This window comes from Paracoccus methylovorus (genome assembly GCF_016919705.1).
Lineage (GTDB): Bacteria > Pseudomonadota > Alphaproteobacteria > Rhodobacterales > Rhodobacteraceae > Paracoccus > Paracoccus methylovorus.
The window spans coordinates 1062208-1080984 of the sequence record NZ_CP070368.1 but is presented as its reverse complement, the minus strand read 5'-3'; the positions used below and the strand labels follow the sequence as shown (position 1 = coordinate 1080984).

The following is an 18777-nucleotide window of genomic DNA, read 5'->3' as shown; positions in this document are numbered from 1 at the left end:
GTGGGGCTAAGCATGGGAACCTTGGCAACTGGAAACGATACAGGAATTGGGCTTTTCGCTACAGGCGGGGCCCTACCACCGAGGTCATGCACTTTCTGATTTCACCAAAATCCCGCCGCTGTCACGACCTTTCCTGATGTAACGCGATATCACGTTGCGGCATTGCTTGAAGATCACGCGCCAAGGCTCTACTTCTCGGGCAGCAAAAGAAGGGGAGCGTCCATGTTTACCGGCATCATCACCGATATCGGCGAGGTTTCCCGGGTCGAGATGCGCGGCGACATGCGGGCGCGGATTTCCTGCCATTACGAGATGGCGGGGGTCGATCTGGGTGCCTCGATCGCCTGCGACGGCATCTGCCTGACCGTGGTCGAGAAAGGGGCGGACTGGTTCGACGTCGATATCTCGGCCGAGACCCTCTCCAAGACCAATATCGGCGCCAATGGCTGGGCGCCGGGCAAGCGGCTGAACCTTGAACGCGCGCTGCGCGTCGGGGACGAGTTGGGCGGGCATATCGTTTCGGGTCATGTCGATGGCGTCGCCGTCATCGAAGAGATGCATGACGAGGGCGACAGCACTCGTATCACCCTGCGCGCCCCCGATGCGCTGGCCCGTTTTATCGCATCCAAGGGGTCGGTGGCGCTGAACGGCACCTCGCTGACCGTCAACGAGGTGCAGGGCAGCCGTTTCGGCGTGAACCTGATTCCGCATACGCAGGCCGTGACCATCTGGGGCGAGGCTCAGCCGGGCGATCAGGTCAATTTGGAAATCGACACGCTGGCGCGCTATGTCGCGCGGCTGGCCGAGGCGGGGTGATGGCCGGGATCGGCCACAATCGCGGCCCCGCCGCCGGCAGCGGCTTTCGCACCCATTGCTGGTCGGTCGCGCGGCGCGAATTGCTGGGCGCGCGGTTGCCGGTCGAGGTGGTGCGCATGCACCTGCGCCGCGCGAAAGACCTGGGGCTGGATTACAAGACCTATGCCGGTGTGCGGGCGACGACCGGCCGCGATCTGATCGCCTTTCTTTATTCGACGAACGCGCTGGGGGTATTTCGCAACGACCACAAGGTCGCCCCCGCCGAACGCCGCCGCATTGCGCAAAGCGCGGCTGCACCGCACCTGGGTTGCGCGCCGGGGCTTGCGCCGGATGTGATCGCGGTGCAAATCGGTGCGATCTCGGCCGGAAGCCTGCCGCCCTTTGGCACCAGCTGGTCGGCGATGCGGGACAGGATGAAAGGCTGGCTGCGGACGCAGGGCCTGCCCGGGGATGCGGTGCTGATGATCGGCGAAACCGAACATGAGCGCGAAATGATGATAGCGGCCGGGCTGGCGGGGTTCGTCACCGGCCAGCAGTTCTTTGCAGGAGCGGCGGATGAACTATGACAAGCCGGGACCCGTCGAGCGCGACTGGTCCGAAGCGATCTCTCCGACCGAGGAGATCATCAACGAGGCCCGCAACGGTCGTATGTTCATTCTCGTCGACCACGAAGACCGCGAGAACGAAGGCGATCTGGTTATTCCCGCCCAGATGGCGACGCCCGAGGCAGTCAATTTCATGGCGACTCATGGCCGCGGCCTGATCTGTCTGGCGATGCCCGGCACGCGCATCGACGCGCTTGGCCTGCAATTGATGAGCCCCAAGAACTCCAGCCGGCACGAGACCGCATTCACCATGTCGATCGAGGCGCGCGAGGGCGTGACCACCGGCATCTCGGCCCATGACCGCGCCCATACCGTCGCGGTGGCCATCGACCCCAGCAAGGGTGCGGCCGATATCGCCACGCCCGGCCATGTCTTTCCTTTGCGTGCCCGCGATGGCGGCGTGCTGGTGCGTGCCGGCCATACCGAGGCGGCGGTCGATCTGGCGCGGCTGGCCGGGCTGAACCCCTCGGGCGTGATCTGTGAGATCATGAACGAGGACGGCTCGATGGCCCGGCTGCCGGATCTGGTCGCCTTTGCACAACGTCACGGGCTGAAGATCGGCACCATCAGCGACCTGATCGCCTATCGTCGCCGCCATGACAATCTGATCGCCGAGCGCGCCCAGCGTGCAGTGCACTCGACTTTTGGCGGCGAATGGATGATGCGCATCTTTGCCGACGAAACCACGGGCGCCGAGCATATGGTGCTGACCAAGGGCGACCTGACCGCCCCCGGCCCGGTTCTGGTGCGCATGCATGTGCTGGACCCGCTGCATGACGTACTGGGCATCGGTCGCCAGAACGCCGGCACGCTTGGCGCCGCCATGGACCTGATCGCTCAGGAAGGCAGGGGCGTCGTCGTGCTGTTCCGCGATCTCGAGTCGCGGCTGCCGCGTCAGGACGAGGTCTCTTCGCATGTGTTGCGGCAATACGGGCTGGGCGCGCAGATCCTGTCGGCGCTTGGCCTGTCGGAACTGGTGGTTCTGACCAATTCCGCGCCGCTCAGGGCGGTCGGGCTTGACGCCTACGGGCTTTCGATCCATTCCACGCGTTCGATTCCCAAAGAGTGACTCAATGGCTGCCAGCATCGAACATGACCAACTGCCGCTGCCCCGGATCGAGGGCAGCCTGCGCCTGCTGATCGTGGTCGCGCCTTATTACCGTCAGATCGCCGACGGGCTGATCGCCGGCGCGCGCGCCGTGGCCGAAGGCGCCGGCGCCGCTGTCGATCTGGTCGAGGTGCCCGGTGCTCTGGAAATCCCCACCGCTATCGCGCTGGCCGCCAGCCGCAATCTTTACGACGGCTATGTCGCGCTGGGTTGCATCGTCCGGGGCGAGACGACCCATTACGACACCGTCTGCAACGACAGCTCACGCGGGCTGATGCTGCTGGGCCTGCAGGGGCATTGCATCGGCAACGGCATCCTGACCGTCGAGAACATGCCCCAGGCCGAGGTGCGCGCCGATCCTCTGGGTCAGAACAAGGGCGGCGGCGCTGCTGCCGCGGCATTGCATCTGATCGCGCTCAAACGGGGGTGGGAGACGCAGACGTCGCGTGACAAGGCGGCGGTGCCCAAGGACGTGATCCGGCTGGCGGGCGAAATCGACGGGCCGGGCAGCGCATGAGTGGCTCGGGCGATAAATCGGGCCGCTCCGGCGACCGTCAGGCGCGGCAGGCCCGCGCAGCGGCCGCGCGGCTTTATGCAGTGCAGGCGCTGTTTCAGATGGAGGCGGCAGGCGTGTCGGCCGACCGTGTGCAGCGCGAATTCCTGAACTGGCGCATCGGCCGCGAGGACGAGGACGACGATATCGTATCGGACGAGGCGGATCAGGCGCTGTTCACCCGCATCGTGGACGATGCCGTCACCTGGCAGTCGAAGATCGACCAGATGACCGACCGTGCGCTGGTGGCGAAGTGGCCGATCAACCGTATCGACCCGGTGCTGCGCTCGGTCTTTCGTGCGGCGGGGGCGGAGCTGATGACGCCAAAGACACCGCCCAAGGTGGTTATCACCGAATATGTCCGGCTGGCGCAGACCTTCTTTGCCGAGGGGCGCGAGTCGAAATTCGTCAATGCGGTGCTGGACCACATGGCGCGCGAGGCGCGGCCGGAAGCGTTCTGAACGCGGGACGATCTGACACAGGGCGCGGGCGGTATTTTCTCCTCGGGGTTTGCCGTGATCCGCGCTAAGATGGGTCCGCGTCATCTGATCCCGGGGAAAGTCATGCCGAAACTCGTCCGGCTGTATATCATCAGCATCGCCATAGGCTTTGTGCTGGCGCTGGTGTTCACAGCACTGCTGCTGGCGCTGGATATCGGCACGCTGCGGCATCTGGTGACGGCGACGCGCGGCGGCTGGATCGCGGTGCTGATGCTGGTCTTTTTCCATACCGTCCTGTTTTCCGGCGTGCAGTTCGGCATCCGGGTCATGCTGATGGCCCGACCGGACGATCCGCGCGGCGGGTTGCGGCAGCGGATTCGCCGCCAAACCGTGTCTGCGCTGGCCACTGTGCGCCCTCGCCAGCCCTGATCTTCACATCCAGTTTAGAGAGGTGCGATATTTTTACCTCGCCACTGTGGACCTTTCGCAACATTTTTACCTGAAAATCGGCACCCTGAGGGTGCCTTTTTTTTATGCATGCGGACACTGTCCTCTGCATGTTTCCGGATATTCATCTTTCGTGAGGGGTGTGGTGCCCTTTTACCGACTGACGTCGCGCCGGAAATTTCTGCGCAACCTTCAGGAGAAAAAGTTTCATCACGATTTTGCGTGATCCCTTTTCCGCCGACCGTTTGGTTCCCGGGAAATTTCACGTTTTTGCGATCTTCTGTGCTGTTTTTCGCCCCCCTTTATGGACCGGTGGGACGGCTCTACCTCTGACCCAGCAGAGATGCTCGTGGTCCCGGAACGCCGGAGCCGCGGACACGAAACGGTTCGGAAAAGGACTGACAAAAATGAAAACGCTAGCTTACCTCGTCGGTGCCACGGCTTTGGCCGCCTCGTTCTCGGCCCCAGCTTTTGCACAATCCGAGATCGCCACGGGTGCCAACGCCACCGGCATTTCGGAAGTCAGCGAACAGATGAGAGATGTCGAAGACGCGGTTCGCGACGATTTCGACCGCTCATCGGACGCTTATCGCTTTGGCAACCCCGAGCGCCGCCAAGGCACTTTCGGCTCGGTCGCCCTGACCTATACCGGCCGCACCGGCAACAATGAAAACCAGGACTTCAGCCTGGCCGGCCGCCTGTCGCATAACCAGGGTGCCTTCTCGCAATCTGTCGGCATCTTGCTTGAATATGGCGAAGACGACGACGGCGATACCGACACCGAAAAGACCTATGTGATCTATGATGGTATTTATAACGTCAACGATCGCTTCTATGCATTTGCCCTGGGTCGTCTTGCGACCGACGGCCTGGCCGGCGACTTTGACGGGCTGACGGCGGAAGAGATTGCCGATCAGCAGGGTCGTCTGAAACGCGACGCCTTCCTTGGCGTTGGTCCGGGCTATCGCATCGTGAACAACGACACCACCGCATGGCGCGTCCAAGCCGGTGTGGGTATCCGCTACACGAAAAAAGTGGAGCTGGAAGACACCGATCCTTCTACCTTCACCTCGGACACGGAAGTCGGCTACATCCTGTCGTCGCGTTTCTATCACCGCATCAACGAAACCTTCTTCGTGACCAACGACACCGACTATCTGACCTCGGACAGCAACGACACGGCCACCAACGAGCTGGGTCTGAACTTCAAGATGTCGGATGCTCTGGCGACCCGCGTGTCCTACAAGACCGAATATGTCTCGGATCGCGCGATCCGCACCGACAACACGCTTGGCGTGTCGCTGGTCTACGGCTTCTGATCTTCGGAAAGACGATCCCTCCTCTCTCTCGGGGCGGCCTTCGGGTCGCCCTTTTTTTCACAAGAGGCAGGAGGGAAGAGGTGGCGGGAACCGCAGCAACCGTGGCGGCGCAGGTTTCCCCGAAAGCCTGGATGTCCAGGTGGGAGCCGGATAACGGGACCAGGGCCCCGACAGAGCCAGCCCCCTCGGTGAAATTATAGGCCAGTGAGAAAAATGGCCACGCACGAGAAGAGCAGAAACCCGCCACCTTCGTAGATAGGACTCTGGCCCGTCCGCCGCAAGGGCAGGGTGGGCTTGCATGATGTTTCCGTTTCGTTCATGGTTTGCGCATGAGCATGCCTGCCGATCAGACCGATGATCTTTTGCCCGCGCTGCCGGGGCAGAGGCTTACGCGCGGCGTGGCGCGGATGCTGACCGGGCTTGGCCATGCGGCGCTGCCGGAATTCGTGCCGACCGGCGGGCTGCGGGTCGATGTGATCTCGGTATCGCCACGGGGCGAGATCTGGGTGGTGGAATGCAAAAGCTGCCGGGCCGATTTTGTCTCGGACCGGAAATGGCAGGGCTATCTGGAGTTCTGCGACCGCTTTTTCTGGGCGGTGGACGCGGATTTCCCCGAAGAGCTGCTGCCCGAGGGCTCGGGCCTGATCCGCGCCGATTCCTGGGGTGCCGAACTTATCCGCATGGCGCCCGAATCACGACTGGCGGGCGCCCGGCGCACAAGGCTTTTGCGCGACATCGCCCGCATCTCGACTTTGCGGTTGTTGGCGCTGACCGATCCGCTGGGAATCAGCGACGCGGCTTCTTGACGCCCTTGCCGGGTTTGCCCGGGCTGCCCATGCTGCGCGCGGCTTCGGCGGCGGCAAGCAGTTCCTCGGCGATTTCCTCGGCCTCTTCGGGGTCGAAATCCAGCGGCAGGTCGACATTCTCTGCCTCGATATAGATCCTGACCATGCCGCGGTCGGTGGGGCCGATCTGGATATTCGCGGCGATATCGCTTTGGCTGTTGATGCTCATGCTGGCTCTCCTGGCGCTTAGCCTGTGGATCTGGGGATTTTCCTTAACCCGCAGGCGAAAATCCGGCAAGACGGGCTTGCACAGGAGGGAGGCTGGCGCTAGATAGCCGCCAGTGCCGCCTTAGCTCAGTTGGTTAGAGCGCTAGATTGTGGATCTAGAGGTCGCCCGTTCGAACCGGGCAGGCGGTACCATCGCAATCAGGCAGTCGGAAATCCATGACCCCGGTCCAGAACAATGGCATCGCGGATGCGGCGCGGCTTTCCGTCGCGCCGATGATGGACTGGACTGATCGCCTTTGCCGGCGCGTGCATCGGCTGCTGTCGCGCCGCGCACTGCTTTATACGGAAATGGTGACGGCACAGGCGTTGATCCACGGCGATCCCGCCCGGCTTCTGGATTTCGACGCAACCGAGCACCCCGTCGCGCTGCAACTTGGCGGCTCCGATCCCGCGCAACTGGCCGAAGCGGCGCGGATCGGTGCCGATTGGGGCTATGACGAGATCAACCTGAACGTCGGCTGCCCCAGCGACCGGGTGCAATCGGGCTGCTTCGGCGCCGTGCTGATGACACGGCCGGACCTTGTCACTGAATGTGTTGCGGCGATGATGGCGGCCAGCCCGGTCGAGGTCACGGTGAAATGCCGCATCGGCGTGGACGACCAGACGCCCGAGGATGTGCTGCCCGATTTCCTGCATCGCATGCGCGACGCAGGTGTGCGGCGGATAACCATCCATGCCCGCAAAGCTTGGCTTCAGGGGCTGTCCCCGCGCGAGAATCGCGAAGTCCCGCCGCTGGACTATCCCTTGGTGCACCGGATGAAGCGGGAGTTTCCCGAATTGCATCTGTCGATCAACGGCGGAATCGCCTCGCTCGACACAGCGCGCGGGCATCTGGACGCCATGGATGGGGTCATGATCGGACGCGCCGCCTATCACCAGCCTTGGGATATATTGGGACAGGCCGACCGGCTTTGGGGCGAGGAGCCGCGCTTTGCAGATCCGCTGGAGGCGGCGCGGGCATTGCGCGAACTGGTCGATGCGCATCTGACCCTGGGCGGTCGGCTGCATCAGGTGACGCGCCATATGCTGGGCCTGTTCCACGGACGTCCCGGCGCGCGGGGCTGGCGGCGGCAGTTGTCCGAAGGCGCATCGCGTGCCCATGATCGGGCCGAGGCGCTGGCGGTCTATGATGCAGCGCTGGCCGAGGTCATGGCCCCGGCCTGACCTCCGGGTCGCCTGCCCAAGCCTGCATTCCCCGGACCAGCGCCCTGCGTCGCACCGGCTGGCGGGCGCTGTCGAGATAATAGGCCAACATAAGCTCTCCGATCAGAAAGTGCAGGATAGGGGCCTGATCGGGTGCCAAAAGCCCCGGCACCCCGGTCAACGCCTGCCAGTCGGGCAGGGCGATGCCATCGCGGGTCTTGGGCGGCGGTTCATTGCGCCGGCTTTCCAGCCAAACCAGCAGCCGGGCCATGTCGCGCGCCAGCGCCATGACGGTGCTGCCCTGCGTGTCGATGGCGGTCAGCCGCGTTGCGCCCGGACGAGGGGTGTCCAGAAACAAATTGTCCGGCGTCAGGTCGCCATGGCAAAGCCCGCGCTCGACGGCGGCAGCGCGCAACGGCTCGGCCGCGGCACGCATCCGCTGCATATGGCGGGCGACCAGATCGCGATCTATCCACCCGCCCGCGGCCGCCGCCACCCGCGCCTCAAGCCCGCCAATCCAATAGCGGGGACCAAAAGTGCCGCGTGTCCGGGTGGTGGCTGCCAGATTGCGCAGCCATATCCCCATGCGGGCGATCAACTCGGAGCGCCGCGCATCATCCGCATCCGCCAAGGCCAGCGCGGCCGGTTGACCCGGCGCAGGTGCGGTGATCAGGATGCCCTGTTCGGGCAGCGCCAGCAGGGGTGGGGCAACGGCATCGAAGCCCTGACCCAAGGCCCGTGCCGCCTCTTGCAGACGCGCTTCGGCCTGATCCACGCTGGCGGCCGGATCGGTGTTGCGGAATTGCTTGAGCCAGGCGATGCGGCCGTCGCCCAGCCTGATCTGCACCACCAGCCGGTCGGGGCGGTCACGCAACAGGCGCAACGACCGGGCCCCGGCAAGCTGCGCGATTTCCGGCAGGATCGGCGAGGGATCAGGCGCGCTCGGCAGCCTTGGCCTCGTTCCAAAGCGCATCCATCTCGGCAAGGTCGCTGTCCTCGGGGTGGCGGCCTTGCGCGGCCAGCGCGGCCTCGATGGCGCCGAAGCGGCGGGTGAACTTGGCATTGGCCAGACGCAGCGCCTCTTCGGGGTCGATGTCCAGATGCCGGGCCAGATTCGCCATCACGAACATCAGATCGCCGAATTCCTCGGTCAAATGGGCGTGATCGGTACTGTCTTTTGCCTCGACCAGTTCGCGGCTTTCCTCGGCGATCTTGTCCAGCACGTCGGCGGGACCCGGCCAGTCGAAACCGACGCGGGCGGCACGGTTTTGCAGCTTGATCGCACGGGTCAGCGCCGGCAGGCCAAGCGCCACCCCGTCCAGCACGCCCTTTTCCGCCTTGGCGGCGCGTTCACGGGCCTTGATCGCCTCCCAATCCTTGATCTGCTGTTGGGCGGATTTGTCGCGCGATTCGTCGCCGAACACATGCGGATGGCGGAAGATCAGCTTGTCCGAAACTGCGCGAACCACGTCGGTGAAATCGAACATTCCCGCTTCTTCGGCCATTTGCGCGTGAAAAACCACCTGCAGCAGCAGATCGCCCAACTCGCCCGGCAACTCTTCCCAGGCCTGCCGCGTGATGGCATCGGCGACCTCATGCGCCTCTTCGATGGTATAGGGCGCGATCGAGGAGAAATCCTGCTCGACATCCCAGGGACAACCGGATTGCGGGTCGCGCAATGCGGCCATGATCGCCAGCAGGCGGCGGATGCCGGTGCGATCCGCGGCATCGCGGGCCAGTGCGGGATGGGTCGCGTTATCCTGATCCATCGTGATCCCTCTTGGTCGGCTTGTCGCGTTGACCTGCCACATGCGCGGGCCCATGTCCACGTCGCGTTACCCACCGTGCTGGGCACCGGGCTTTCTTGCCATCGGTTCCGGCCGGGGATAGGGTGCGCGCCAATTCCGCCGGGGGATCTCCCGGAGAACGACAGCACAGGGATAGACTTAATGCTCGTGACCCCCGCCTATGCTCAGGCCGCAGGAGGCGCCTCCGGCGCTGCTGGACTCGCCTCGTTCCTGCCGCTCGTCCTGATTTTCGTCATCATGTATTTCCTGATGATCCGCCCGCAGCAGAAGCGCATGAAAGAACATCGCGCCATGGTCGAGGCGCTGAAAAAAGGCGATGAGGTCGTGACCCAAGGCGGTCTGATCGGCAAGGTCACCTCGGTTCGCGACAGCGAACTGGAAGTCGAGATCGCGCCCGGCGTCAAGGTTCGCGTCGTCCGCTCGACCGTGACCGGCCTCGTGAACCGCACCCAACCCGCCGCCGCCAACAGCTAAGGCCCATCACGCACAATGCTGGACATCCCATTCTGGAAGCGTCTGCTGATCCTGGGGCTTGTCGCCCTGGGACTGCTCTATGCCGCGCCGAACCTGTTTTATAATCGGGTCGAGCAGCATAACGACGCCATCGCCGCCGTCGAACGCAACGGTTTCGAAACCCCCGACGAGGCTGCGGCCCGCGCGGGCTGGCCGAACTGGCTGCCCTCGGGTCTGGTCAATCTGGGCCTCGACCTGCGCGGCGGGGCCCATCTTCTGGGCGAGGTGCATGTCCAGGATGTCTACAAGGCGCGTATGGATGCGCTTTGGCCCGAGTTGCGCGATGCATTGGCGGCGCAGCGCGATGTCGTGGGCGCGGTTCGCCGCGTTCAGGCGCCCGACGGCCAGCTTGCGGTCGAGATCGGCAATCCCGATCAGATGGCCAAGGCGGTCGAAATCGCCCGTGGTCTTGCCACCCCGGTCGCCTCGCTGACAGGGGCGGGGCAAAGCGATCTTGCGATCTCGGCCAACGGCAACCGGTTGAGCGTGCAGTTGTCCGAGGCTGAAAAGGCCGCGACCGACGACCGCACGGTACAGCAGTCGCTGGAAATCATCCGCCGCCGCATCGACGAGGTCGGCACGCGCGAACCAACGATCATGCGGCAGGGCAAGGATCGCATCCTGATCCAGGTGCCCGGCATCGGCTCGGCAGAAGAGCTGAAGCAACTGATCGGCACCACGGCGAAACTGACCTTCAACCCGGTCATCAGCCGCACCTCGGACGCCAATGCACGCCCCGGTCCCGGCAATGTCCTGTTGCCCTCGATGGATGAGCCCGGCGTCTTTTACATCATCGAGGAAAGCCCCGTCGTTACCGGCGAGGATCTGACCGACGCCCGGCCCAGCTTTGACCAGAACGGCGCTCCGGCGGTGGAATTCCGATTCGGCCCTTCGGGCGCCAAGCGGTTCGGGGCATATACTTCGGCCAATATCGGCCAGCCCTTCGCCATCGTGCTGGACAATCAGGTGATATCGGCCCCTGTGATCCGGCAGGCGATCACCACCGGCTCGGGCCAGATCTCGGGCGCGATGAACGTCGAGGATTCCACAAGGCTCGCCGTGCTTTTGCGCGCCGGCGCGCTGCCCGCCGAGATGACCTTCCTGGAAGAACGCACCATCGGCCCGGAACTGGGGCAGGATTCCGTCGACGCCGGACGGCTTTCCGCGGTCATCGCCACGGTGGCGGTGGTGGCCTATATGATTGCAAGCTATGGTCTTTTCGGTGCCTTCGCCTCGATCGCGGTCATCGTCAACATCATCCTTATCCTGTCGATCATGTCGATGATGGGGGCAACGCTGACGCTGCCGGGTATCGCGGGTATCGTGCTGACCGTTGGCACCGCCGTGGACGCCAACGTCATCATCTATGAACGCATCCGTGAAGAGTTGCGCGCCGGCAAGCGGGTGGTGAAAGCCATCGACGACGGCTTCAGCGAGGCGATGAGCGCAATCATCGATGCCAACGTCACCAGCTTCATCGCCGCGGCGGTGATGTTCTTCCTCGGCTCCGGTCCGGTGAAAGGCTTTGCGGTCACGCTGACCATCGGTCTGGTCACCTCGGTCTTCACCGCGATCTATCTGACGCGGCTGCTGATCGTGTTCTGGCTGGAATGGCGTAAACCCAAAGAATTGATCTTGTAAGGGAGCAGGACCATGGCATTTCGTCTGAAACTCGTTCCCGACAATACGAGCTATAACTTCTTTCGCTGGCAATGGCTGACTTTCGGCATCTCGGCCGTGGCCATGGTCGCCTCGGTGGTGCTCATCCTGACGATGGGACTGAACTTCGGCATCGACTTCAAGGGCGGCACCACGATCCGCACCGAAAGCCCCACCGCCTTTGAAGTCGGCGACTATCGTCAGGCCCTGAACGAGTTGAATCTGGGCGACGTCTCGATCACCGAGGTTTTCGATCCCAGTTTTGGCACGACCAAGCATGTCGCCATGATCCGAATCGGCACCATGGACGAGACCGGATCGGTTACACCCGAGCAGTTGAACGAGATCGAGGCGGCGCTGCAAACCGTCGATCCGCAGGTGGTCTTTGCCGCCGTCGAATCGGTCGGGCCCAAGGTGTCGGGTGAGCTGATCAAGACGGCTTTCTATGCCGTGGGCGCGGCGACCATTGGCATCCTGCTGTATATCTGGCTGCGCTTCGAATGGCAGTTCGCGCTTGGCGGCGTGGTCGCGCTGGTCCACGACGTGCTGCTGACGGTCGGGCTGTTCGCCGCGTTCCAGCTGCGTTTCGACCTGACGACCATTGCGGCGCTGCTGACCACGCTGGGCTATTCGGTCAACGATACCGTGGTGGTCTTTGACCGGCTGCGCGAAAATCTGGTCAAATACAAGACCATGCCGCTGATCGACGTGATGAACCTGACGGTGAACGAAACTCTGTCGCGCACCATCATGACCGCCGTAACCACCGCCATTGCGCTGACCGCCATGCTGATCTTTGGTGGCGACGTGGTGCGCGAATTCGTCATCGCCATGCTTTGGGGGGTGGTCGTCGGCTGCTACTCGACGATCTACGTCGCCAAGAACATCGTGCTGTGGCTGGGCGTCAAACGCGACTGGTCCAAACCCGATCCCAAGGAAAAGGCGCCGGGCGAGGACATTCCAGCCGCCTTCCGGGACGCGCCCTGATGCCCACGATGACGCCGACCGAATTTTCTGGGGCCGTGCCGGTGGACGGCTACGGGCCCGGTTTTTTTCGTGTCGGCGGCGTGGTGCATTATGGGTCGGTGATCGTCACCCCTGACGGTGTGCAACCTTGGGGGGGACTTGACGATCACGCCGGATTGCTGGCGCTGGCCGGTCGGGTGGATGTGCTGTTTCTAGGCATGGGGGCCGAGATCGCCTTTCCGCCACGCGCGCTGAGCGCTGCGCTGGAAGAAGCAGGGGTGATGGCCGAGCCGATGAATTCCCCCTCGGCCGCGCGCAGCTATAACGTCACGCTGTCCGAAGGCCGGCGCGTGGCCTGTGCGCTGATCCCATTATGAGCCTGCTTTCCGTCCGCGACGTCGCTGTGGCACGGGGTGGGCTACGTGCCATCGAGGGCGTCAGTTTCATCCTGAACGCGGGCAGCGCGCTGGTGCTGCGGGGGCCGAACGGTATCGGCAAGACCACGCTTTTGCGGACGTTGACGGGCTTGCAGCCCCTTGTCGCGGGCACGGTCGAGGCTGCGCCTGACGCCATCGCCTATGCAGGCCATTCCGACGGGCTGAAACCGGCCTTGACCGTGACCGAGAACCTGCGCTTCTGGGCCGATATCTTTGGCAGTCGGGAAATTGCGCCGGCGCTTGGGGCAATGAACCTGCGCGAACTGGCCGCGCGGCCGGCCCATGCGCTTTCCGCCGGGCAGAAACGGCGGCTTGGGCTGGCGCGGTTGATGGTGACGGGACGGCCGGTCTGGCTGCTGGATGAACCGACGGTATCGCTGGACCACGATTCGGTCGCGCTGCTCGTTTCGATGCTGCGCGACCATCTGGGGCGCGGCGGGGCGGCGGTGATCGCCACCCATATCGAACTGGGCCTGCCCGAAGCCGGGATTCTTGAGCTTGGCACATTCCGTGCCGCGAACCTGCGTTGCGAATCAAGGCCAGCCGGTTTCAACGAGGCATTCGGATGAGGATGGGCGGATGAAGGCGCTACTGATCCGCGACCTGCGGCTTGCCACCCGTGCCGGTGGAGGATTTGGGCTGGCGCTGGCGTTTTTCCTTATCGTCTGCACGCTGGTGCCGTTCGGCGTCGGTCCCGAGGGCGGCACATTGTCGCGGATTGCGCCCGGTATCCTGTGGGTGGGCGCGCTTCTGTCCTGCCTGCTGTCGCTGGACCGGATATTCGCGCTGGATTTCGAGGATGGCAGCCTTGACCTGTTGGCCACCGCGCCCCTGCCGCTGGAGGGCGCCGTGGCGATCAAGGCGCTGGCCCATTGGCTGGTGACCGGTCTGCCGCTTGCGCTTTCTGCGCCGGTCTTTGCGCTGCTGCTGCATCTGCCGGGGCCGGCCTATCCCTGGCTTGTCGCCTCGCTGGTGTTGGGAACTCCGGCTCTGTCGATGCTGGGGGCCTTTGGTGCGGCGGTGACGGTGGGGCTGCGGCGCGGCGGTTTGCTTTTATCGCTGCTGGTGCTGCCGCTTTATATGCCGACACTGATCTTCGGAGCCGAAGCGGTGCGGCGCGGTGCCGTAGGTGCCGAGGCAGGCACGCCTTTGGTCTTTCTTGCGGGGATCACGCTGGCCACATTGGCCCTGTCACCTTTTGCCGCAGCCGCCGCACTGCGTGTCAATCTGCGGTGAATGCGGCGTCTGGGCACTTGAGCGGGCGGCAAGGCCAGAGTAGGGAACTAGCATGTCGATTTGGGAATATGCCAACCCCGTCAAGTTCATGCGCACGTCGGGCGCGGTTCTGCCATGGGTGATTGCCGCGGCGGTGCTCAGCACCGTGACCGGGCTGGTCTGGGGCTTTCTGACCCCCGAGGATTACAAGCAGGGATCGACCGTCAAGATCGTCTTCCTGCATGTGCCTGCCGCGCTGATGGCGATCAACATCTGGCTGATGATGCTGGTGACCTCGTTGATCTGGCTGATCCGGCGCCACCATGTCAGCGCGCTTGCCGCCAAGGCCGCCGCGCCTGTCGGGGCGGTGATGACGCTGATCGCGCTGATCACCGGCGCGGTATGGGGCCAACCGATGTGGGGAACATGGTGGGAATGGGATCCGCGACTGACCTCGTTCCTGATTCTGCTTTTGTTCTATCTGGGCTATATGGCGCTGTGGGAGGCGGTCGAAAACCCCGACAGCGCCGCCGACCTGACCGGAGTGCTGTGCCTTGTCGGTTCGGTCTTTGCGCTTTTGTCGCGCTATGCGGTGAATTTCTGGAATCAGGGGCTGCATCAGGGCGCCTCGCTGTCCTTGGCGCCCGGAGAGCGGATGGCGGCCGTCTATCGCTATCCGCTTTATCTGAGCATGGCGGGGTTCTTCCTGCTGTTTCTGGCGCTGCTCTTGATCCGCACCCGGACCGAGATCCGCCGCCGCCGCCTCGCCGCGCTGTTGGCAAGGGAGAACCGTGCATGACCGAACTTGGCAGATATGCCGGAACCGTTCTGGCTGCCTACGGCGCAACTCTGGTGCTGCTGATCGGCATTATCGTGCAGACCGTGCTGGCCAATGCCCGTGCCCGCCGCGAATTGCAGGAGCACGAGCGCCGTGGCTAGGTTTTCACCGATGATGCTGCTGCCGGTGGCGGTGTTTGCCGGTTTTGCCGGACTTGCCGGTTGGGCATTGATGCGCAACGATCCCGATGCGCTGCCCTCGGCCATGATCGGGCGCGAGGCGCCCGCGGTGGGCGAGACCACCTTGCCAGGCAAGACCCAGTTGACCGATGAAATGCTGCGCGAACCGGGCGTGAAGCTGGTGAATTTCTGGGCCAGTTGGTGCCCTCCTTGCCGGGCCGAGCATCCGACCCTGACCGAGCTTTCCAAGAGCCTGCCGGTTTATGGCGTGGATCTGAAGGATCCGGAATCCGCCGCCTTGGGGTTTCTGTCCGAACATGGCGATCCCTATCACGCGCTGGCCACCGATCCACGCGGGCGCATCGCCATAGACTGGGGTGTGACCGCGCCGCCCGAGACCTTTATCGTGGATGGCAAGGGACAGATCCTTTACCGCTATGCCGGGCCCTTGGTGCGCGAGGATTACCAGAGCCGATTCCTGCCCGAGTTGGAAAAGGCGCTGGCGGCCGAGTGAGACCCGCTTTGGCCCATTGGCGCCCTTTCATGGGGTATTTGGGCAACGAAGAAGCAGTTGGCGGTTCGCCTGTGGACAAGGCTTTCCAAGCCCTGCTGCGGGCGCTAAGACAGCCGGGCTTGCAAGAGGACCGCCATGTCGCAGAACCAGACGACCATCGCTCCGCAACCCGGCATCATGGAGATCTCGCTTTACGAAGGCGGGGCTTCCAAGGTGGCGGGGGTCGAGAATGTCGTGAAGCTTTCCTCGAACGAGAATCCCTTTGGCCCGTCGGACAAGGCGCGCGAAGCGGTGATCCGGGCTGCACACAGTATGCATCGCTATCCCAACACCGACCACGCCGGTCTGCGCGGTGCGATCGGCGAGGTGCATGGGCTGGACCCCGATCGGATCATCTGCGGCGTGGGCTCTGACGAGATCATCCACCTGCTGTGCCAGGCCTATGCCGGGCCGGGAACCGAGGTGCTGTTTACCGAACATGGTTTCCTGATGTATCGCATCAGCGCCCATGCCGCAGGCGCTACCCCGGTTCAGGTGGCCGAGCGCGACCGGGTAACCGACGTCGACGCGCTGATCGAGGGCGCAACCGAACAGACACGGCTGATTTTCGTCGCCAATCCCAACAACCCGACCGGCACCATGATCGGCCTGCCCGAGCTTGAGCGGCTGGCACGCGCCGTGCCGCAGGCGATCCTGGTGGTCGATGCGGCCTATGCGGAATATGTCGAGGAATACGACGGCGGTGCCGAACTGGCGAGTCGGCTGCCCAATGTGTTCATGACCCGGACCTTTTCGAAGATTTATGGGCTTGGCGGGCTGCGGGTCGGCTGGGGCTATGGTCCGCGCGAGATCGTGGATGTGTTGAATCGTATCCGTGGTCCCTTCAACCTGTCCAGTATCGCGCTGGAAGGGGCCGAGGCTGCCATGCGCGACCGTGAACATATCACCCGTTGCCAAGCCGAAAACGCAAGGATGCGGGCGTGGCTGGCCGAGGCGCTGGCCGAGAAGGGGGTGCCTTCGGATACCTCTTGTGCGAATTTCATTCTGGCCCGCTTTGCCGATGTGATGACGGCCGAGGCCTGCGACGAATACCTCAAGGCCCAGGGGCTGATCGTGCGTCGGGTCGGCGGCTATGGCCTGCCGCAGTGCCTGCGCATCACCGTGGGCGACGAGGCCTCTTGCCGGCGCGTGGCCCATGTCGTCGGCCAGTTCATGGCCGAACGCGCGGGGCGTCGCTGATGGCGGCGATCTATGATCGCGTTGCCCTGATCGGGCTTGGCCTTATCGCTGGCTCCATGTCGCTGGCCATGCGTGAGGCGGGGCTGGCGGGCGAGATCGTCGGCCATGCCCGCAGTCCCGAGACCCGCGCCGTTGCGCGCGAGATCGCGCTGGTCGATCAGGTGACCGAAACCGCAGCCGAGGCCGTCGCCGGCGCTGATCTGGTGGTTCTGGCTGTTCCTGTTGGCGCCATGGGCGCGGTGATGGCCGAAATCGCGCCGCATCTGAAGCCGGGCGCGACGGTGACCGATGTGGGTTCGGTCAAGCAGGCGGTCATAGACGAGGTTGCTCCGCATATTCCTGCGGGCGTGCATTTTATTCCCGGCCATCCGCTGGCAGGGACTGAACATTCCGGGCCGCGTTCGGGTTTTGCCTCGCTGTTTCAGAACCGCTGGTGGCTTCTGACCCCCGTCGAAGGTGGTGAGCTGGAAGCGGTGGAACGGCTTTCGGCGCTGATCCGCGCTATGGGGGCCAATGTCGAAACCATGGATGCAGCGCATCATGATCTGGTGCTGGCGGTAACGAGCCATACGCCGCATCTGATCGCCTATACCATGGTCGGCGTGGCCGATCATCTCAAGCGGGTCACCGAAAGCGAGGTCATCAAATATTCCGCCGCCGGGTTTCGGGACTTTACCCGCATCGCGGCCTCGGATCCGACCATGTGGCGCGATGTGTTCTTGCAGAACAAGGATGCGGTGCTGGACATCCTCGGCCGGTTCACCGAGGAGCTTTTCGTGCTGCAGCGCGCCATCCGCATGGGTGACGGTCAGCAACTGCACGATTACTTCACCCGCACACGGGCGATCCGCCGCGGCATCATCGAGGCCGGGCAGGACACGGCGGCGCCGGATTTCGGCCGCAGTCTGGCAGCGGGCGATACGTCCAAACCCTAGCGGCGTGGAAAGACTGGCGCCGGACCGAGCGTCAGCGGCCCGAGGCTGACCTTGCCATCGGCAAATCGCAGCGGCAGGCGCAACTCACCCTCGGCCGGGGGTGGAAAGCGCTGGCCGTCCTCGTCCGGCAATGGCAGGTCCGAGATGGTCTTCAACATGGTGCCGGCCAATCTCACCACTCTGGACGGAATCAGCCCGGCACTGGCAGCCGCCTGCAAAAGCGGCTTGGCGTCGGTGGTGTAAAGCACGAGCCGACCTTCGGCGCGATCCTGCGCATCGGCTTGGACCCGGCCGATGATACGTGCCTGCAACCCGCCCAATTGCAATTCCACCTCGTCCAGCCGCAAGCCCACGGGCAGGGGGGCCAGATCGGGCGTCAACGTCCATGGCTGGGGCAGGGCATCCAGCCAGATCCGTCCCGTAGCGGTCGCGTTTAACGGGCCGGGCAGGGATAAGGTCGCAAACGCGCCGGGGTCCAGCCCATGCAGTGTCAGGTTCAGATCATAGCTGACTGCGGCCCCGCTTGGCGCATCCTGATCCAATGTGCGCCCCACAGCATTGATCCGCACCGCTGTCGCAAGCTCTGTCCCCGCGATGGTCAAGGGTCCAGCCTTGATCTGGGCTGCTGCCAGACCCAGTCCGTTCCACGGTGAGAAGCGCAGTTGGGCCATGGCATCGCCCAGACCCAGCTCCAACGGGCCAGAACCAGCATCCAGCATGCCCTTGGGTGCCAGGGCAAATCGCAAGGTGGTGGGGTGCAGGGGGCTCAGCCAAAGCTCGGCTTGCTGCAAGCCAAGCCGTCCGGCATCGGTTTGCAATTCAAGGCCCAAGGCTCGCACCCCAAATCGGCCCGGATCGCGCAATTCCTGCACTGCGCCCAGATCCGTCATGGGCTGTTCGGCCGCAAGGCGGCGCATCTGCTGCGCCAGCAGGCTTTCGCCACCCAGCCAAAGCCCGCCCAGAACCAGGGCAAGGGCGACCAACAGGGCAAGCATTCGGCGCATCATATCCTCGCGGTTGTCATGGCGTC

Annotated in this window: 24 protein-coding genes and 1 tRNA gene; 21 read left to right on the top strand and 4 right to left on the bottom strand. The window is 64.0% G+C overall.

The window, feature by feature from the left end:
• Nucleotides 1-222 precede the first annotated feature (222 nt).
• The 8 genes from JWJ88_RS05420 to JWJ88_RS05385 all read left to right on the top strand — a co-directional run bounded on the left by JWJ88_RS05420 (nt 223) and on the right by JWJ88_RS05385 (nt 6094).
• Nucleotides 223-816, top strand: a complete 594-nt coding sequence (locus tag JWJ88_RS05420) for a riboflavin synthase (RefSeq protein WP_205295076.1) — start codon at nt 223-225, stop codon at nt 814-816.
• Nucleotides 816-1382, top strand: a complete 567-nt coding sequence (locus tag JWJ88_RS05415; RefSeq protein WP_205295075.1) for a hypothetical protein — start codon at nt 816-818, stop codon at nt 1380-1382. Before JWJ88_RS05420 ends, JWJ88_RS05415 begins: the two co-directional genes overlap by 1 nt.
• Entirely contained in the window at nt 1372-2490 is a 1119-nt protein-coding gene (ribB, locus tag JWJ88_RS05410; RefSeq protein WP_205295074.1) for a 3,4-dihydroxy-2-butanone-4-phosphate synthase, read from the top strand. Before JWJ88_RS05415 ends, ribB begins: the two co-directional genes overlap by 11 nt.
• 4 nt (nt 2491-2494) lie before the next feature.
• Complete coding sequence (locus JWJ88_RS05405) at nt 2495-3046, top strand: 6,7-dimethyl-8-ribityllumazine synthase (protein ID WP_205295073.1); 552 nt, start codon at nt 2495-2497, stop codon at nt 3044-3046.
• Nucleotides 3043-3543 (top strand): transcription antitermination factor NusB, encoded by a 501-nt coding sequence (gene nusB / locus JWJ88_RS05400; RefSeq protein WP_205295072.1) that lies wholly within the window; start codon nt 3043-3045, stop codon nt 3541-3543. The genes JWJ88_RS05405 and nusB overlap by 4 nt, the downstream gene beginning before the upstream one ends.
• A 102-nt stretch (nt 3544-3645) precedes the next feature.
• Entirely contained in the window at nt 3646-3951 is a 306-nt protein-coding gene (locus tag JWJ88_RS05395) for a hypothetical protein (protein ID WP_205295071.1), read from the top strand.
• Nucleotides 3952-4376: 425 nt separating this feature from the next.
• The gene (locus JWJ88_RS05390; RefSeq protein ID WP_205295070.1) at nt 4377-5288 is read left to right on the top strand and encodes a DUF481 domain-containing protein; all 912 of its coding nucleotides are present in this window, start codon (nt 4377-4379) and stop codon (nt 5286-5288) included.
• Between the two features lie 329 nt (nt 5289-5617).
• A complete protein-coding gene (locus JWJ88_RS05385) occupies nt 5618-6094 on the top strand; it encodes an MmcB family DNA repair protein (protein ID WP_205295069.1) in 477 nt (158 codons plus the stop codon).
• Here JWJ88_RS05385 and JWJ88_RS05380 read toward each other — a convergent pair.
• Nucleotides 6075-6302: a DUF6324 family protein gene (locus JWJ88_RS05380; RefSeq protein ID WP_205295068.1), complete on the bottom strand. Its 228-nt coding sequence runs from the start codon at nt 6300-6302 to the stop codon at nt 6075-6077. The two genes, JWJ88_RS05385 and JWJ88_RS05380, sit on opposite strands and share 20 nt — an antisense overlap.
• Before the next feature lie 114 nt (nt 6303-6416).
• Here JWJ88_RS05380 and JWJ88_RS05375 point away from each other — a divergent pair.
• Together JWJ88_RS05375 and dusA are read left to right on the top strand one after the other, a co-directional pair.
• Nucleotides 6417-6493, top strand: a tRNA-His gene (locus JWJ88_RS05375).
• A gap of 24 nt (nt 6494-6517) precedes the next feature.
• Entirely contained in the window at nt 6518-7525 is a 1008-nt protein-coding gene (gene dusA / locus JWJ88_RS05370) for a tRNA dihydrouridine(20/20a) synthase DusA (protein WP_205295067.1), read from the top strand.
• Here the strand turns inward: dusA and JWJ88_RS05365 are convergent.
• Nucleotides 7509-8477, bottom strand: coding sequence for a phosphotransferase (locus tag JWJ88_RS05365; RefSeq protein ID WP_240200205.1), 969 nt, complete (start codon nt 8475-8477; stop codon nt 7509-7511). The genes dusA and JWJ88_RS05365 overlap by 17 nt on opposite strands.
• A complete protein-coding gene (gene mazG, locus JWJ88_RS05360) occupies nt 8437-9273 on the bottom strand; it encodes a nucleoside triphosphate pyrophosphohydrolase (protein ID WP_205295066.1) in 837 nt (278 codons plus the stop codon). Before mazG ends, JWJ88_RS05365 begins: the two co-directional genes overlap by 41 nt.
• 180 nt (nt 9274-9453) lie before the next feature.
• Here mazG and yajC point away from each other — a divergent pair, with 180 nt between their 5' ends.
• The 11 genes from yajC to JWJ88_RS05305 all read left to right on the top strand — a co-directional run bounded on the left by yajC (nt 9454) and on the right by JWJ88_RS05305 (nt 17747).
• Nucleotides 9454-9786: a preprotein translocase subunit YajC gene (gene yajC / locus JWJ88_RS05355; protein WP_205295065.1), complete on the top strand. Its 333-nt coding sequence runs from the start codon at nt 9454-9456 to the stop codon at nt 9784-9786.
• 15 nt (nt 9787-9801) lie between these two features.
• Nucleotides 9802-11466, top strand: a complete 1665-nt coding sequence (gene secD, locus JWJ88_RS05350; protein ID WP_205295064.1) for a protein translocase subunit SecD — start codon at nt 9802-9804, stop codon at nt 11464-11466.
• A 12-nt stretch (nt 11467-11478) separates the two neighbouring features.
• Nucleotides 11479-12471, top strand: a complete 993-nt coding sequence (secF, locus tag JWJ88_RS05345; RefSeq protein ID WP_205295063.1) for a protein translocase subunit SecF — start codon at nt 11479-11481, stop codon at nt 12469-12471.
• Nucleotides 12471-12827, top strand: coding sequence for an Mth938-like domain-containing protein (locus JWJ88_RS05340; RefSeq protein WP_205295062.1), 357 nt, complete (start codon nt 12471-12473; stop codon nt 12825-12827). Before secF ends, JWJ88_RS05340 begins: the two co-directional genes overlap by 1 nt.
• Nucleotides 12824-13456: a heme ABC exporter ATP-binding protein CcmA gene (gene ccmA / locus JWJ88_RS05335; protein ID WP_205295061.1), complete on the top strand. Its 633-nt coding sequence runs from the start codon at nt 12824-12826 to the stop codon at nt 13454-13456. The genes JWJ88_RS05340 and ccmA overlap by 4 nt, the downstream gene beginning before the upstream one ends.
• A 10-nt stretch (nt 13457-13466) precedes the next feature.
• Entirely contained in the window at nt 13467-14123 is a 657-nt protein-coding gene (gene ccmB, locus JWJ88_RS05330; RefSeq protein ID WP_205295060.1) for a heme exporter protein CcmB, read from the top strand.
• A 52-nt stretch (nt 14124-14175) separates the two neighbouring features.
• The gene (locus tag JWJ88_RS05325) at nt 14176-14901 is read left to right on the top strand and encodes a heme ABC transporter permease (RefSeq protein WP_205295059.1); all 726 of its coding nucleotides are present in this window, start codon (nt 14176-14178) and stop codon (nt 14899-14901) included.
• Entirely contained in the window at nt 14898-15041 is a 144-nt protein-coding gene (gene ccmD / locus JWJ88_RS05320) for a heme exporter protein CcmD (protein WP_205295058.1), read from the top strand. Before JWJ88_RS05325 ends, ccmD begins: the two co-directional genes overlap by 4 nt.
• Nucleotides 15042-15054: 13 nt before the next feature.
• Nucleotides 15055-15573: a DsbE family thiol:disulfide interchange protein gene (locus JWJ88_RS05315; protein ID WP_205295125.1), complete on the top strand. Its 519-nt coding sequence runs from the start codon at nt 15055-15057 to the stop codon at nt 15571-15573.
• A gap of 135 nt (nt 15574-15708) precedes the next feature.
• Entirely contained in the window at nt 15709-16812 is a 1104-nt protein-coding gene (hisC, locus tag JWJ88_RS05310; RefSeq protein WP_205295057.1) for a histidinol-phosphate transaminase, read from the top strand.
• The gene (locus JWJ88_RS05305) at nt 16812-17747 is read left to right on the top strand and encodes a prephenate/arogenate dehydrogenase family protein (RefSeq protein ID WP_205295056.1); all 936 of its coding nucleotides are present in this window, start codon (nt 16812-16814) and stop codon (nt 17745-17747) included. Before hisC ends, JWJ88_RS05305 begins: the two co-directional genes overlap by 1 nt.
• Here the strand turns inward: JWJ88_RS05305 and JWJ88_RS05300 are convergent.
• Nucleotides 17744-18742 carry a DUF2125 domain-containing protein gene (locus JWJ88_RS05300; protein WP_205295055.1) on the bottom strand — a complete coding sequence of 333 codons (999 nt, stop codon included), beginning with the start codon at nt 18740-18742 and terminating at the stop codon, nt 17744-17746. The two genes, JWJ88_RS05305 and JWJ88_RS05300, sit on opposite strands and share 4 nt — an antisense overlap.
• Nucleotides 18743-18777 lie beyond the last annotated feature (35 nt).